Annotated in this window: 10 protein-coding genes; 8 read left to right on the forward strand and 2 right to left on the reverse strand. The window is 63.4% G+C overall.

Annotated features, from left to right (window positions below; genetic code table 11):
• Nucleotides 1–22: 22 nt before the first annotated feature.
• Together H0I86_RS16505 and H0I86_RS16510 are read left to right on the forward strand one after the other, a co-directional pair.
• The gene (locus tag H0I86_RS16505; RefSeq protein ID WP_124299472.1) at nucleotides 23–3154 is read left to right on the forward strand and encodes a multidrug efflux RND transporter permease subunit; all 3132 of its coding nucleotides are present in this window, start codon (nucleotides 23–25) and stop codon (nucleotides 3152–3154) included.
• A 4-nt stretch (nucleotides 3155–3158) separates the two neighbouring features.
• Nucleotides 3159–4583, forward strand: coding sequence for an efflux transporter outer membrane subunit (locus tag H0I86_RS16510; RefSeq protein ID WP_009049038.1), 1425 nt, complete (start codon nucleotides 3159–3161; stop codon nucleotides 4581–4583).
• Nucleotides 4584–4733: 150 nt separating this feature from the next.
• On the opposite strand, the gene H0I86_RS16515 is transcribed toward H0I86_RS16510, so the two are convergent.
• Complete coding sequence (locus H0I86_RS16515; RefSeq protein WP_009049039.1) at nucleotides 4734–5306, reverse strand: TetR/AcrR family transcriptional regulator; 573 nt, start codon at nucleotides 5304–5306, stop codon at nucleotides 4734–4736.
• A 339-nt stretch (nucleotides 5307–5645) separates the two neighbouring features.
• Here H0I86_RS16515 and H0I86_RS16520 point away from each other — a divergent pair, with 339 nt between their 5' ends.
• The 3 genes from H0I86_RS16520 to H0I86_RS16530 all read left to right on the forward strand — a co-directional run bounded on the left by H0I86_RS16520 (nucleotide 5646) and on the right by H0I86_RS16530 (nucleotide 8974).
• Nucleotides 5646–5819 (forward strand): hypothetical protein, encoded by a 174-nt coding sequence (locus H0I86_RS16520; RefSeq protein ID WP_164485450.1) that lies wholly within the window; start codon nucleotides 5646–5648, stop codon nucleotides 5817–5819.
• 102 nt (nucleotides 5820–5921) lie between these two features.
• Nucleotides 5922–8033, forward strand: a complete 2112-nt coding sequence (locus tag H0I86_RS16525) for a 3-hydroxyacyl-CoA dehydrogenase NAD-binding domain-containing protein (protein ID WP_180921307.1) — start codon at nucleotides 5922–5924, stop codon at nucleotides 8031–8033.
• 158 nt (nucleotides 8034–8191) lie between these two features.
• The gene (locus H0I86_RS16530) at nucleotides 8192–8974 is read left to right on the forward strand and encodes an SDR family NAD(P)-dependent oxidoreductase (RefSeq protein WP_009049041.1); all 783 of its coding nucleotides are present in this window, start codon (nucleotides 8192–8194) and stop codon (nucleotides 8972–8974) included.
• A gap of 26 nt (nucleotides 8975–9000) precedes the next feature.
• Here the strand turns inward: H0I86_RS16530 and H0I86_RS16535 are convergent, their stop codons facing one another.
• A complete protein-coding gene (locus tag H0I86_RS16535) occupies nucleotides 9001–9582 on the reverse strand; it encodes a TetR/AcrR family transcriptional regulator (RefSeq protein ID WP_028683984.1) in 582 nt (193 codons plus the stop codon).
• A 419-nt stretch (nucleotides 9583–10001) separates the two neighbouring features.
• Here H0I86_RS16535 and H0I86_RS16540 point away from each other — a divergent pair, with 419 nt between their 5' ends.
• From H0I86_RS16540 to H0I86_RS16550, 3 genes are all read left to right on the forward strand, one after another.
• Nucleotides 10002–11426 (forward strand): DUF1329 domain-containing protein, encoded by a 1425-nt coding sequence (locus H0I86_RS16540; protein WP_009049043.1) that lies wholly within the window; start codon nucleotides 10002–10004, stop codon nucleotides 11424–11426.
• 82 nt (nucleotides 11427–11508) lie between these two features.
• On the forward strand, nucleotides 11509–13095 hold the full coding sequence (locus tag H0I86_RS16545; RefSeq protein ID WP_180921308.1) for a DUF1302 domain-containing protein: 1587 nt from the start codon (nucleotides 11509–11511) through the stop codon (nucleotides 13093–13095).
• A gap of 8 nt (nucleotides 13096–13103) precedes the next feature.
• Nucleotides 13104–15518, forward strand: a complete 2415-nt coding sequence (locus H0I86_RS16550; RefSeq protein ID WP_096374249.1) for an efflux RND transporter permease subunit — start codon at nucleotides 13104–13106, stop codon at nucleotides 15516–15518.
• The last annotated feature ends 2 nt before the right edge of the window (nucleotides 15519–15520 follow it).

Below are 15520 nucleotides of genomic sequence, written 5' to 3' on the forward strand. Positions count from 1 at the left end.
AGTTCGCCGCGAGGATTTTCCGATGTCTCAATTCTTCATCAAGCGCCCGAACTTCGCCTGGGTCGTGGCGCTGTTCATTTCACTGGCGGGCCTGCTGGTCATTTCCAAGCTGCCGGTGGCGCAGTACCCCAGCGTCGCGCCGCCGCAGATCACCATCACTGCCACCTATCCCGGCGCCTCGGCGAAGGTGTTGGTGGACTCGGTCACCACCGTGCTCGAGGAGTCGCTCAACGGTGCCAAGGGCCTGCTCTACTTCGAGTCGACCAACAACTCCAACGGCGTGGCCGAGATCGTGGTCACGTTCCAGCCCGGGACCGACCCGGACCTGGCCCAGGTGGACGTGCAAAACCGCCTGAAGAAGGCCGAGGCGCGCATGCCGCAAGCCGTGCTGACCCAGGGCTTGCAGGTCGAGCAGTCCAGTGCCGGCTTCCTGCTGATCTACGCGCTCAGCTACAAGGAAGATGTGGAGCGTAGCGATACCACGGCGCTGGGTGACTACGCCGCGCGCAACATCAACAACGAGCTGCGGCGCCTGCCGGGCGTCGGCAAGTTGCAGTTCTTCTCCTCCGAAGCGGCGATGCGCGTCTGGATCGACCCACAGAAACTGGTGGGCTACGGGCTGTCCATCGACGACGTGAGCAATGCCATTCGTGGCCAGAACGTCCAGGTGCCGGCCGGTGCCTTCGGCGCCGCCCCGGGCAGCTCCCAGCAGGAGCTGACCGCGACGCTGGCGGTCAAGGGGACCCTGGACAATCCGGATGAGTTCGGCCAGATCGTGCTGCGCGCCAACGAAGACGGCTCCCTGCTGAAGCTGGCCGATGTCGCGCGCCTGGAAGTCGGCAAGGAGAGCTACAACCTTTCCTCGCGCCTGAACGGCAAGCCGACCGTGGGCGGCGCGATCCAGCTGTCGCCTGGCGCCAACGCCATCGAGACCGCCACCCTGGTCAAGGCGCGCCTCGCCGAGCTGTCGGCATTCTTCCCCGACGACATGGAGTATTCCGTACCTTACGACACCTCGCGCTTCGTCGACGTGGCCATCGAGAAGGTGATCCACACCCTGATCGAGGCGATGGTCCTGGTGTTCCTGGTGATGTTCCTGTTCCTGCAGAACGTGCGCTATACGCTGATTCCATCGATCGTGGTGCCGGTGTGCCTGCTGGGTACGCTGCTGGTGATGTACCTGCTGGGCTTCTCGGTGAACATGATGACCATGTTCGGCATGGTCCTGGCCATCGGTATCCTGGTGGACGACGCCATCGTGGTGGTGGAGAACGTCGAACGGATCATGGCGGAAGAGGGGCTCTCTCCGGCCGAGGCCACGATCAAGGCGATGCAGCAGGTCTCCGGGGCCATCATCGGCATTACCCTGGTGCTGTCGGCGGTGTTCCTGCCGCTGGCGTTCATGGCCGGTTCGGTGGGCGTCATCTACCAGCAGTTTTCGGTATCGCTGTCGGTATCGATCCTGTTCTCCGGTTTCCTTGCCCTGACCTTCACCCCGGCGCTGTGCGCCACGCTGCTCAAGCCGATTCCCGAGGGGCACCACGAGAAGCGCGGCTTCTTCGGCGCCTTCAACCGGGGTTTCGCCCGCGCCACCGAACGCTACTCGTTCCTGAACACGAAGCTGGTGGCGCGCACCTCGCGCTTCATGCTGGTGTACGTCGGCATCATCGCCGTACTCGGCTATTTCTACCTGCGCCTGCCGGAAGCCTTCGTGCCTTCGGAAGACCTGGGCTACATGGTGGTCGACGTGCAACTGCCGCCCGGCGCAGCCCGCTCCCGTACCGACGCCACCGGTGAAGAACTCGAGCGTTTCCTCAAGTCCCGCGAGGCGGTGGCCTCGGTGTTCCTGGTCTCGGGCTTCAGCTTCTCCGGCCAGGGTGACAACGCTGCGCTGGCCTTCCCGACCTTCAAGGACTGGTCGCAACGCAGTGCGCAACAGTCGGCCGAGGCGGAAATCGCGGCGGTCAACGAACATTTCGCAATGCCTGGCGATGGCTCCATCATGGCCGTGTCGCCACCGCCCATCGATGGCCTGGGCAACTCCGGCGGTTTCGCGCTGCGCTTGATGGATCGCGGCGGCCTTGGCCGCGAGGCGTTGCTGCAAGCCCGGGATACGCTGCTCAGCCAGGTCTATGGCAACCCCAAGTTCCTCTACGCGATGATGGAAGGCCTGGCCGAGGCGCCACAGCTGCGCCTGGTGATCGACCGCGAGAAGGCACGCACCCTGGGTGTGAACTTCGAGACCATCAGCGGCACGCTGTCCTCGGCTTTCGGCTCGGACGTGATCAATGACTTCACCAACGCCGGGCGTCAGCAGCGCGTGGTGATCCAGGCCGAGCAGGGCGCACGGATGACTCCGGAGAGCGTGCTCAAGCTGTATGTGCCCAACGCCAAGGGCGACCTGGTACCGCTCAGCGCCTTCGTGACCATGAAGTGGGAGGAGGGGCCGGTCCAACTGGTGCGCTACAACGGCTATCCGTCGATCCGCATCGTTGGCGACGCCGGGCCCGGTTTCAGTACCGGCCAGGCCATGGAAGAAATCGAGCGCCTGGCCTCGCAGTTGCCGGCCGGTATCGGCTACGAATGGACCGGCCTGTCCTATCAGGAGAAGGTTTCCAGCGGCCAGGCGACGCAACTGTTCGCCCTCGCCATCCTGGTGGTGTTCCTGTTGCTGGTGGCTCTTTACGAGAGCTGGGCGATCCCCCTGACGGTGATGCTGATCGTACCGATCGGCGCGATCGGCTCGGTGCTCGCGGTCATGGTGGTCGGCCTGCCCAACGATGTGTACTTCAAGGTCGGCCTGATCACCATCATCGGCCTGGCGGCGAAGAACGCGATCCTCATCGTCGAGTTCGCCAAGGAACTGTGGGAGCAGGGCTACAGCCTGCGCGACGCGGCGATCGAGGCGGCCCGCCTGCGTTTCCGGCCGATCATCATGACCTCCATGGCCTTCATTCTCGGCGTGGTGCCCCTGGCGCTGGCCACCGGTGCCGGCGCGGCCAGTCAGCGCGCGATCGGTACCGGGGTGATCGGCGGCATGCTCAGCGCGACCTTGCTGGGTGTGCTCTTCGTACCGATCTGCTTTGTCTGGGTGCTGTCAATGCTGCGCAGCAAACCGGCCCCCATCGAACAACCGGCCCTGGCCCAGGAGTGACTCCATGCGTATCTCAGCCTTTTCTACGCTTCTGATCGCCATGGCGCTGGGCGGGTGCTCGCTGGCGCCCACCTATGAACGTCCTGTCGCGCCGGTGGCCGACAGTTGGAGCGGCCAGGCCCATCAGCGGGGCAGTGCAGTCAACGAGATGGTCTGGCAGACCTTTATCGTCGACCCCGACCTGCGCCGCCTGGTCACGACCGCGCTGGACAACAACCGCTCGCTGCGCCAGACGCTGCTGGACATCGAGCAGGCCCGGGCGCAGTACCGGATCCAGCGTGCCGACCGGGTGCCGGGGCTGAACGCGGGTGCTTCGGGCAATCGCCAGAGAGTACCGGCCGACCTGTCCAACAACGGCAGGTCGGGCGTAGTCAGCAGCTATCAGGTGGGCTTGTCGCTGCCTGAATACGAGCTGGACCTGTTCGGTCGGGTGAAGAGCCTCAGCGATGCCGCGTTGCAGGAATACCTTGCCACCGAAGAAGCCGCGCGTGCTGCGCAGATCGCCCTGATCGCCGAGGTCAGCCAGGCTTACCTGATTCATGATGGCGCCCTGCGCCGCCTGGACCTGACGCAACAGACCCTGGCCAGCCGCGAGTATTCTTTCGCCCTGATCAGCCAGCGTCGCTCGGCCGGTACCGCGACTGCGCTGGACTACCAGGAGGCCTTGGGCCTGGTGGAGCAGTCCCGCGCCGAAGAGGAAAGCAATCAACGGCAGAAGCAGCAGGCGTTCAACGCGCTGGTTCTGCTGCTCGGCACCGCGGACGCCGCGAAGTCGATACCTCAAGGTGTGCGCAAGGAACCGATGCTGGTCCAGGACATCGCGCCGGGCACCCCCTCGGCGCTGATCGAGCGGCGCCCGGACATCCTCGCCGCCGAGCATCGCCTGCAGGCGCGTAACGCCGATATCGGCGCGGCGCGCGCGGCGTTCTTCCCGCGCATCAGCCTGACCGGCAGCTTCGGCACCTCCAGCGCACAGATGTCCGGTCTGTTCGATGGCGGTTCGCGCTCCTGGAGCTTCGTGCCGAACCTGTCCCTGCCGTTGTTCGACGCCGGTCGCAACAGTGCCGGCCTGAGCCTCGCCGAAGCCCGCAAGGACTCCGCCGTGGCGGCGTACGAAGGCACTATCCAGACGGCGTTTCGCGAAGTGGCGGACGCCCTGGCGGCCACCGATACCCTGCGTCGGGAAGAGGCGGCCCGGCGCGCCCTGGCCGACACCAGCAGCGAGTCGCTGAAGCTGGCCAAGGCCCGGTATGAAGGGGGCGTGGACAGTCACCTGCGTTATCTGGACGCCCAGCGCAGCAGCTTCGTCAACGAGACGCTGTTCATCGAAGCCAGCACTCAGCGGCAGATTGCCCTGGTCGACCTGTTCCGCTCCCTGGGCGGGGGCTGGCCGTCTGCACGACACCAGGCCGAGCAGGCCAGTAGATAAGGGTCGGTAATAACTTCCTGGGTTGGCGCATCCAACCGAGCTTTAGCCCCGTGGACCTTCAGGTCGCGGGGCTTTTTTTGGCCTGCGCCATGGCTGGAGAATGCGGCAGTAGAGCGGGGCAGCGATGTCGATTGATAAGCCTGGAGCAGGCTACTTGGGGCTCACAGCCGCGGCTGCGCCATGCAGGAACATCTGTTCCAGTACGTTGGCTGAATTGGCGCTGGCCGCGCGGCCGCGGCGTTCGGCATCGATCATGCCGAAGACCATGGTCAGGAACAGTTCGCTGAAGACCGCAGCGGTGATGTCGATGCGAAAGGCGCCCGCTTGCTGGCCACGCAGGAAGAACGCATCCAGGGCATCGATGTAGGGTTGCAGGCCTGTAGCTTCACCATTTATGCCGAAGGTGTCGGGGCGATACTGGAACAGCAGGAATACCAGCATTTCGCGGTGCGCCGGGGCCAGGTGTTCGTTAATCAGGCCACGCAGTGCTTCCTGAGGTTCATCCTGCTGCAGATTGGTGGCAGCGATGATCCGGTTGAGCACCGTATCGCCGTGGCTTTCCAGGATCTGCACCAGATTGTCGCGAGTGCCGCAGAAGCGGTGCAGGGTGGCCTTGCTCACCCCGGCGGATTCAGCCAGTTCCTTGAGCGTCGCCCGAGGGTGGTCGACAATGGCCAGCGCCAGCGCCTTGATGAGTCGTTCGTCTTGAGGAGTCAGGGACATCAGTCGGTCTCGGATCAAATTTCAATGGCTGGTATTGTGCAGGAAAAGCTCATTGCTTCAACGAAAAGCGATGAAGATACTTCATCTGAGACATTATTTCCTCAGGCAATCCATGAGGAAATCTCTCTTCTCGTTCCCGTACCCGTCACCGCGCACTGACCTCCAGGGCGCGGTTTCGCCGCGGCTGGACAATCGCCATGGTCAGGTTTTTTGAGCGTCATGATCTGCATATTCTGTGGCGTGATCTGCAAAGCTTTTGCCTGTACCAGCCCCCAGAATCGAAACCCTCAATAACAAAAGACACTGCATTTGGCCCCGGCCGAATGACGGAGGTTTTCGATGCGCCCATTCCTTTTTTCCTGCCTGGCCGTGACGCTGGTTTCACTCGCCGTCTACTCCATTCACTCGTTTTACTCGCTGGCTTCCTTTGGCTCTGTGGCTTCGGGGGCCGCCGCCGGCTCCCCGCAGAATTATCCCGTTGCCAGCATCGGCGAAGTCTTCAGGAACTTTTGACGACCAGGGCCCCATGAGCCCACGAGCGCATGCGCGGCGACAGCCCCGATGAAATGCACAACACCCGTTCGCAGTCCTGGTAACGCCAATTAAGGATCTCCCATGTGCGACCTGATCCACTTCCGTCTCGAAGGCGGCCTGGCCCTGATCGGCCTGTCCCGTCCGCCGGTCAATGCACTCAGCCAACCGCTGCGCGCCGCCATCATTGAGGCGTGCGAGCGCGCGGCGGCTGACATCAGGGTGCAGGCCATCATTCTTTATGGCGAGCATGGCCTGTTCAGTGCCGGTGCCGACATCGGCGAATTCGGCACCGAGGCCTGTTTTGCCGAGCCGGACCTGCCCAGCACCCTGGTCCGCCTGACCGAAATCCCCAAGCCCCTGGTTGCCGCCATGGGCAAACTGGCGCTGGGTGGCGCCCTGGAGCTGGCCCTGGCCTGCGGATACCGGATGGGGGAGCCGGGCACTCGGGTGGGCCTGTCGGAAATCAACCTGGGCCTGCTGCCCGGGGCGGGCGGGACCCAGCGCCTGCCCAGGCTGATCGGTGCCGAGTCGGCGCTGAACCTGATTCTCTCGGGTGAACAGATAGACGCCGAACGCGCCCGCATGCTGGGTATCCTCGACCGCATCGCCAACAGCGCCGAGCAGTTGCTGGATGAGGCATGCGCTTATGCCAACGAGTTGATCGAGTGCGGTACACCGGCGCGCCCGGCGGAGGCCTGGCCGAAGCCGGCCGAGGACCTGCCGGACGACTTCCTCGCGCGCTACCGCGCCGAGCACGAACCTCGCTGGAAAAGCCGCCTGGCCCCGCGCCTGGTGCTCTCGGCGCTGGAGGCCGCCTGCCTGTTGCCACTGGAAGAGGGGCTCACCCGCGAGTTGGCGCTGTTCAAGCAGGCCGAAGCGTCCCGCCAGTCGAAGGCGCTACGCCATGTGTTCTTCGCTGAGCGCGAGGCCGGGCGCGTTCCAGGTATCGGGCCGGACATTACCCCGCGCAAGCTGGACAAGGTCGCGGTCATCGGCGCCGGCCCCCTGGGTGCCGGCATTGCCATGAGCTTTGCCAACGTCGGTATCCCCGTGGCCTTGCTTGAACCCGAGGGTGGCGCGCTGGATCGCGGCCTGATGCAGATCCGCAAACTCTACCAGGCCAGCGTCAAGCACGGAAAAATGAGCGCCGCACAGCTGCAGCAACGCATGGACCTGCTGTTCGGCACCCTTGACTACGAAGATCTGGCCGACGCCGACCTGGTTATTGAAGCGCTGTGCGAGAAGCCGGACGTCAAGCGGCAGGTGTTCCTCAACCTGGAACAGGTCTGCAAGCCAGGCGCGATTCTCGCAACCGGCACGTCGTCGCTGGATATCGATGCCATCGCGGCGAGCCTCGATCGTCCGCAGGATGTGATCGGCCTGCATTTCTTCAGCCCGGCCAATGTCATGCGCCTGGTGGAAGTCGTGCGCGGCAAGGCCACCGCGCCAGAGGTGCTGGCCAGCGCCATGCAGATCGCCAAGCGGATCGGCAAGCTGCCGGTGATCTCCGGCGCCGGCCAGGGATCTATCGGCGAGCGCATGCTCGAGCCCTATGCACGCGAAGCCCATCGCCTGGTACTGGAAGGCGCAACGCCGGCGCAGGTCGATAGCGTACTCACAGGCCTGGACTTGAACATGGGGGTGTTCAGCATGCTGGACCTGGCCGGCATCGACGTGAGCTTCCTGACGCGCGACGCCAATCGCGCCGCCACGGCCCATGATCAGAGCTACTGCTGCATCGCGCAGGAACTGTGCGCCCTGGGGCGATATGGGCAGAAGACCGGGCGTGGCTTCTACCTCTACGAGGGCCAGAACCGCCAGGAAGACTACGAGGTAACCGCGCTGGCAGAACAGCTTGCCGGTGAGCTTGATGTTCCTCGGCGCGCCATCGAAGACCTGGAAATACATGATCGCTGCCTGTTCATGCTGATCAACGAGGGCATCCAGCTACTGGACGAGGGTATCGCCCTGCGGGCCAGCGACATCGACCTGGTGTGGATCAACGGCTACGGTTTTCCCGCCCATCTTGGCGGCCCGCTGCATTACGCCGAGCAACTGGGGCTGGACCAGGTGCTTTGCGGCATCCTCCACTATCGCCAGGCTCTCGGTGAGTACGGCCAGATGTGGTTCCGCCCGGCGGCGCTGCTGGAGCGCCTGGTTGCCGCTGGCAAGACCCGCATCGAACGAATCTGAAGATTCCCCCTTTCTCCGGGGGAGGGTAAGGCCTGGGGGTGACCACGCATCAACCTCATCCTGACCCGATCCCGAAGAAAGAGGGTCCAACCTGCCTGCACAACACCCTGTGCATTGTCCACGCAAGACGTGCCGCCATTCTTTATCGAGGTGTACCGATGAGTCACGATTTCGCCCAGAACTTTTCCCTCGCCGACCGGACCGTGCTGATCACCGGCGCGTCGAGCGGCATCGGTGCGCACCTGGCGCGGATTGCCGCTCGCGCCGGTGCCCGCGTGGTACTGGCGGCGCGGCGCCTCGATCGGCTCGAGCAAGTGGCCAGGGATGTCGAGTGGGAGTGCGCCCAGGTGCTGTCGGTCGCTCTCGACGTCACCGATCGGGCCAGCGTCGAGGCAGCTTTCGACGCTGCCGAGGCGCGTTTCGGAGTGGTTGATGTGGTGCTCAACAACGCCGGCATCGGTAACGGCCAGCGCCCGCTGGAGATCAGCGAAGAGGAGTGGCGCGCCATGCTGGCGACCAACCTGGACGGCGTCTGGCGGGTGGCCCAGGTCGCCGCGCAACGGCTGGCCAAGGCTGGGCGTGGCGGCAGCATCGTCAACATCGCGTCGATACTCGGGCTGCGCGTCGGCACTGGCTACAGCCATTACTGCGCTGCCAAGGCCGGCGTGGTGCAACTGACCAAGTCACTGGCGCTGGAGCTCGCGCGCTACCGGATCCGGGTCAACGCCATTGCCCCGGGCTACTTCAAGACCGAGATGAATGCCGCGTTCTTCGAGAGTGACAAGGCCAAGAGCTACATCCGTGACCTGATTCCCATGCGCCGCCTGGGCCAGCTTCATGAGCTGGAGGGACCGTTCCTGCTGCTCGCCAGCGATGCCGGTGGGTTCATGACCGGGAGCGTACTGGCCGTGGATGGAGGCCATCTGGTCAGCAGCATTTGATACGCCTGTTGATGTTCGAACAGGACTCAGTGACTGGCCACCAACAGTGCCAGCGCCTTGCAGGCTGTCTCGGTTTCGCTCTCCAGGCGCGCCAGGTCGTCATGGGCGGACCAGGCAATGATCAGGCCATCGACCAGGTGAATGAGCAGGCGGCTTGCGGCCTGTAGAAAGGGCTTTTCGAGCTGCGCCCCCATGGCGCGCTCCAGGGCCTGCTCCGTTGCTTCTATAGCAACCGAGTAGATCTTGTTCGCCAGCTCGGGATTGTTGCGCATCGCCCAGAAAAACAGCTCGGTTTGCGCCCTGGCCACGTCGGGGTGGCTGGTAAGCCAGGCAATCAATTGGCGAAGTACCTCGGCAGCCTTTTCCGCGGCCGTGGTACCCGTGGGTACGTGTTCCAGGGCTTGATGGGGCAGATCGAAAAGCGACTCATAGACCGCATAGAAGAGGTCGTCCTTGGTATGGAACACGTAGTGCAGCGACGCCAGCGGGCAGCCGGCGGCAGCGGCGATGCGCCGCGTGGTTGCATTGGCGACCCCGTGTTCGGCAATGACCTTGACCGTCGCCTCGACGAAATCCTGCCTGCGTAATTCAGCGCCCATTCTGGCCATGGATCAGCAATCTCCCCTAGTGCGCTCGCGCCGTACCTGCGGCTTTGGCGGTGTCAGTGCTGGCGGATGCTACAGCAAGCGCTCCGAGCGCGTCAGGGCCTGCGGAGCATCACAGTGATGTGTATACCTGTTTGAACTAATTTAGGTAACAAGTGTTTCGTGAATTCCCATTATGGTGCGATCCGACGAAACAAACCGCGGCAGGGCAGGACAGCATTTCGTCCGCCGAATCCATTGCCCGAACTTAAACACTTGATACAAAAAGAGAAATCCAAAGCCATGGAATCTTGGCATCAGGTTTGCCTCTTGATCAATGGACTTGGTCATTTGATCAAGTCAGTTGACTAGATTAACCCAGGCAACGTGTTGCGGCTTTCCCGGAGCGCACGCTGCCGCTCGAGGCCCATGAGGATCTTCCAATGAAAGACGTGATTGAGTACCCGGGCGCCGGGATTTCCATCGGTGGTGGAACCAGACAACTGATCCTGGCATTGGCCGTATCGGCTGTCATGTGCAGCGCTCAGGCAGCGGACAAGGATCCGGCGTCACTGGGCAGCAAGCTGACGCCCTTGGGTGGGGAGGTCGCGGCCAGCGCCGATGGGGTGATTCCGGCCTGGACGGCGCCGGGCCCGCAGGCGGTTGGCTGGAGCCATGGCCAGCCGCGGGGCCAACACTGGAAGTTCAAGGGCGACAAGCCACTCTTCAGCATCGATTCGAGCAATGTCGCGAAATACGCGAGCAAGCTCTCTCCTGGCCAGGTGGAACTGTTCAAGAAGATCCCGGGTTATCGCATGGACGTGTACCCGACCCGTCGCAGCTGCGGCGTACCGGATTTCGTCGCGGACAACACCAAGAAGAATGTCGGCTTCGCCAAGCTGGACGCCGATGGCCTGGCACTGCAGGAAGCCTACGTACCCGGCATTCCGTTCCCGTTCCCGAGCAACGGCGCCGAGGTGATGTGGAACATGAAGATGCGTTACCGGGGCGTTGGCTTTGAAATGTCCAAGACCGTTTCCGGCATCTCGCCACGCAAAGGCAGTGAGGACTGGCTGCGTACCTCGACCGACTGGTTCATGTATACGCCGTGGGGAGAAAAGGGCAGCGCGTTGTTCTCTTCGGTCGATCGCCTGGAAGTCGCCACCTACTTCTCCTACTACGATCCCGCCGCCCTTGCCGGGCAGGCCGGCGTGGTGACGACCAAGGCCGGCGAGCAGGCCAGCACCTTCTATTACTTCCCCGGTCAGCGCCGTGTGCGTCGCATGCCGGCCTATTCCTATGACGCGCCGCAAATCGGCCTGGACAACCAGTACACCATCGATGAGTCGAACGTGTTCTTCGGGCCGATGGATCGCTTCGACTGGAAGCTGGTCGGCAAGCAGGAGTTGCTGGTGCCTTACAACGCCTTCGGCCCCTACGACAACTTGGCGAAAATCGAGGATGTGGCCAAGCGTGATTACATCGCCCCCGAATCCCGCCGCTATGAATTGCATCGCGTCTGGGTGGTCGAGGCCACCGTGCGTCCGGGCATGCGCCACCAGGCACCGAAGCGCCTGTTCTATATCGATGAGGACAGCTGGAACGCCCTGATGGCAGTCGATTACGACAAGCAGGGGCAAATCTGGAAAGTCCGTGAAGGCTACACCATTCCTGTCTACGAGACCGGTACCTGCGACATGGAAGCCCAGGCGCAATACAACCTGGTCGACGGTCGCTACCTGTACGACATGACCTCCATAGGCGTGGGCAAGAACGACCACCGCTGGCTCACCGAAAGTACCGGCAACCCGCGACTCAAGCGTGACTTCTATACCTCCGACAATCTGCGCGCCACCAGCGAACGCTAACCGCGGCCTATCGAGAACTGACATGAAAAGAATAATTACCAAAGCCTCAGGTCTTGTCATTGCGTGTGCAACCCCTCTGGCGATGGGGTTCACGTTTGAAACCGAAAACATCCGGGGCTCGTTCGACTCCACCATCGCCATGGGCATGGGCCTGCGTACCGAGTCCCCAGGCTGCAACCTGATCACCAGTGGCGCCAGCGGACACCATCCGCCCAGCGGTTGCCTGTCGCCCAGCGCGGGCATCGGCGACCAGGGCAACATGAACTACGACAAGGGCGACCTGTTCACCAACTACCTCAAGGGCACCCATGAGCTGCTGCTGAAGTTCCCCGAGGACTACACCTTCATGGCGCGCGGCAGCTGGATCCGTGACTTCGCCGCGACCGACACCAGCGGTGCGTTGTCGGCCACCAGCCCGGAGAGCGTGGGCAGCGACGGCCTCACCAGCAGCGCCCGCGACGATCTCAAGTTCAAGGCCCGCCTGCTGGACCTTTGGGTGAGCAAGAGCTTCGACGTCGGCGAGCAGCACGTCCGGGCCAGGCTCGGCAACCAGGTGATCAACTGGGGCGAGAGCCTGTTTGCCGCCGGCGGCATCAACAACACCAACTCCTACGATGTCATGGCCCTGTCGCGGCCGGGCACCCAGCTCAAGGAAGCCTTGTTGCCAGCGCCGATGCTGAGCCTCGCTTCGGGTCTGGGGGCTGGCGTCAACATCGAGGCTTACTGGCAGTTCGGCTGGAACAAGAGCGAGATGCCGCCCGTGGGCAGCTACTGGTCCACCACCCATGCGCTGGGCGAGGGCAGGGGGGCTTATGGGTACGAGGAAAAGGACGCCCGCGACAGCGGCCAGTGGGGTATCTCGCTGCGCTGGCAGCCCCAGGACAGCGACCTGAACCTCGGCCTCTATGTGATGCGTTATCACGACAAGCTGCCGTCCCTGACCATGCAGGTGCTGGACCCGGACACCTTCGCCCTGGCGCAGAAGTGGGAGTACCCGGAAGACCGCATACTCTATGGCATTAGCGCCAACATGCCGATCGGCGACTGGGCCGTGGGCACCGAGCTGTCATACCGCCCCAAGGATGCGGTACCGCTCAACCCGGTGATCGATGCCTGCACCAGCAACGGTGGCAAATGCTGGAAGGATGAGAAGAAGTTCCAGTGGCACCTGACCGGCATCTACAGCCTGACCCCGTCCAACTCGCCGAGACTGCTCGACTTCACCGGCGCCAGCACCGGCACGCTGCTGACCGAACTGGTCGTCGTCAAATACCCGGGCTTGCATGACAACTACAACGGCGAACCGATCTCCGCCGGCTTGAACACCTGGCAGCTGGATCCGGCCACGGCGCCGACGGCCAAGGGCAACAAGACCTCTTCGGGGATAAGCCTCGACTTCAGCCTGACCTACGACAACACGCTGATCCCGGGCTGGCAGGTCACGCCGGGGGTGTTCTATTCGCAGTCGCTCAAGGGCCGCACGCCCAACCTGTCGGCGACCTTCACCGAGGATGCCAGCAGCATGAACCTGTACCTCAACTTCGTGCGCAACCCGGCGAGTTGGCAGGTTTCCTTCAACTACGCGAAGTTCTCGGGGGGCAAGACTCCCTACGACCAACTGTTGCGTGACCGCGACTACGTCGGTCTTGTGGTTTCCCGAACCCTGTGAGGCGTGCAGTGAACAGTTCCGTAAAGATGTCGGAGAAAAAGGTGCGTGGCGTGCTGCCACGCATCGAGCAGTGGTTGTTTGCCCATCGGCTGCTGACGCTGGTGAGCCTGGGTGTCTTCACCCTGGCCATGGCCTGGTTCGCCGTGCAGTTGCGCATGGAGGCCGGCTTCGAGAAACAACTGCCGATCGGTCACGAATACATCGAGACCTTCGAGGCCTATCGCAACGACCTGCTGGGGGCCAACCGCCTGACGGTGGTGGTCAAGGCACGCCAGGGCACGATCTGGAGCAAGGAGGGACTCAAGCGCCTGTACGATGTCACCCAGGCGCTAATCTTCCTGCCCAATGTCTCGCGCAGCAGCGTGCGCTCGTTGTGGACACCCAATGCCTTCGTCAACGAGATCACCGAAGAAGGTTTCCGGGCCGATCCGCTGGTGCCGGGCACGGTTACCCCGGAAAACCTCGATGAGGCGAGCATTGCGATGATCGCCGACTCAGCGGCCCAGGGCGGCTTCATCGGTACCCTGGTCGCCCGTGACCAGAGCAGCGCGATGATCACCGTCGATCTCAATGAGTTCGATGCCAACGGCGAGCGCCTGGACTATGTGGCCTACAACCGGGTGCTGGAGCAGCAGATCCGCGAGAAATTCGAGGACGGCAACTTCGACATCCAGATCATCGGTTTCGCCAAGCAAATCGGCGATATCGCCGACGGGGCTTCGGCGGTACTGGAGTTCTGTCTGCTGGCCCTGCTGCTGACGGCACTCGCGGTCTACTGGTACTGCCACTCGCTGCGTTTCACCCTGTTGGCCCTGGGCTGTTCGCTGGTGTCGCTGGTCTGGCAGTTCGGCAGCCTGCGCCTGCTCGGTTACGGTCTCGACCCGCTGGCGGTGCTGGTGCCGTTCCTGGTATTCGCCATCGGCGTGTCCCATGGCGTGCAGCAGATCAACTTCATCGTCCGCGAAATCGCCTGCGGCAAGTCCATCGAGAGCGCGGCGCGTGCCAGCTTCCGCGGTTTGCTGATCCCTGGCACGCTGGCCCTGGTGACGGCGTTCGTGTCCTTCGTGACCCTGCTGCTCATCCCGATCCCGATGGTCCGCGAGCTGGCGATCACTGCGTCGCTTGGGGTGGCCTACAAGATCATCACCAACCTGGTGATGCTGCCGGTGGTGGCCTCGATGTTGCGGGTCGACGGCGGTTATGCCGCCGCCGAGGAGCTTTCCCGCCAGCGCCGGGCCCGCTGGTTGCGAGGCTTTGCCCGACTGGCCGAATGGCACAACGTGCGCTGGGTGCTGGGCATGGCCTTGCTGATCTTTCTCACGGCGGCCTGGCAGAGCCATGACCGGGTCGTCGGCTCCCTGCAGGCCGGGGCCCCGGAGTTACGCGAGGAAGCCCGCTTCAATCGCGATGCGGTGGCCATCGCCAGCAACTACGACATCGGCCTGGACTGGCTCAGCGTGGTCTTCGAGGTCGTTCCCGACACGTCCGGCGCAAGCCCGGCGGACGCCTGCGAAGACGTTGCCCTGGGCCAATATCAGGATCGTTTTGTCTGGGCCATGCAGGGCGTGCCCGGGGTGCTGTCAGTGACCTCGTTCTCCAACAGCATGCGCCAGTTCAACGAGGGCTATAACGAGGGCAATCCGAAAATGAACGCGGTGCCCATCGACCCGGCGAACTACTCATCGATGGCAGCCGAGGTGGCCCGTGTCCCCGGGATGATGCGCCCCGATTGCAGCATGACCGCCGTGCACCTATTCCTGGCGGACCACAAGGCCACGACCATCCACCGGGTGATCGCCGCCGCCAAAGCGTTCCGTGCCGAGTTCAAGCAGCCTGGCGTGAGCGTGCGCCTGGCGTCCGGCAACGCCGGGGTGATTGCCGCGATCAACGAGGAAGTGGAGCGCAGCGAGCTGCCGATGATGCTGTACGTCTATGGCGCCATCGCTCTGCTGGTGTTTGTCGTCTACCGCGACTGGCGCGCGGTCCTGGTGTGCTGCCTGCCCCTGACCCTGGGCACCTTCATCGGCTACTGGTTCATGAAGGAGCTGCAGATCGGCCTGACCATCGCGACCTTGCCGGTGATGGTATTGGCCGTCGGCATCGGCGTGGATTACGCCTTCTACATCTACAACCGCCTGCAACTGCACCAGGCCCTCGGCCAGCCGATCACCAAGGCGGTCGAGCATGCGTTGCTGGAGGTCGGGGTGGCGACCATCTTCACTGCGATCACCCTGGCAGTGGGGGTGGCGACCTGGGCGTTTTCCGACCTCAAGTTCCAGGCCGACATGGGCAAGCTGCTGGCCTTCATGTTCCTGGTCAACATGGTCATGGCCATGACCGTGCTGCCAGCGTTCGCCGTCTGGCTCGAGCGGGTATTTCCGCGCCGGCGCCCCGTGCGCATGATCGGCGCCCTGGCGCACTGAGG

The sequence above is a fragment of the Pseudomonas chlororaphis subsp. aurantiaca genome (assembly GCF_013466605.1).
In the GTDB taxonomy this organism is placed as follows: Bacteria; Pseudomonadota; Gammaproteobacteria; order Pseudomonadales; family Pseudomonadaceae; genus Aquipseudomonas; species Aquipseudomonas chlororaphis_I.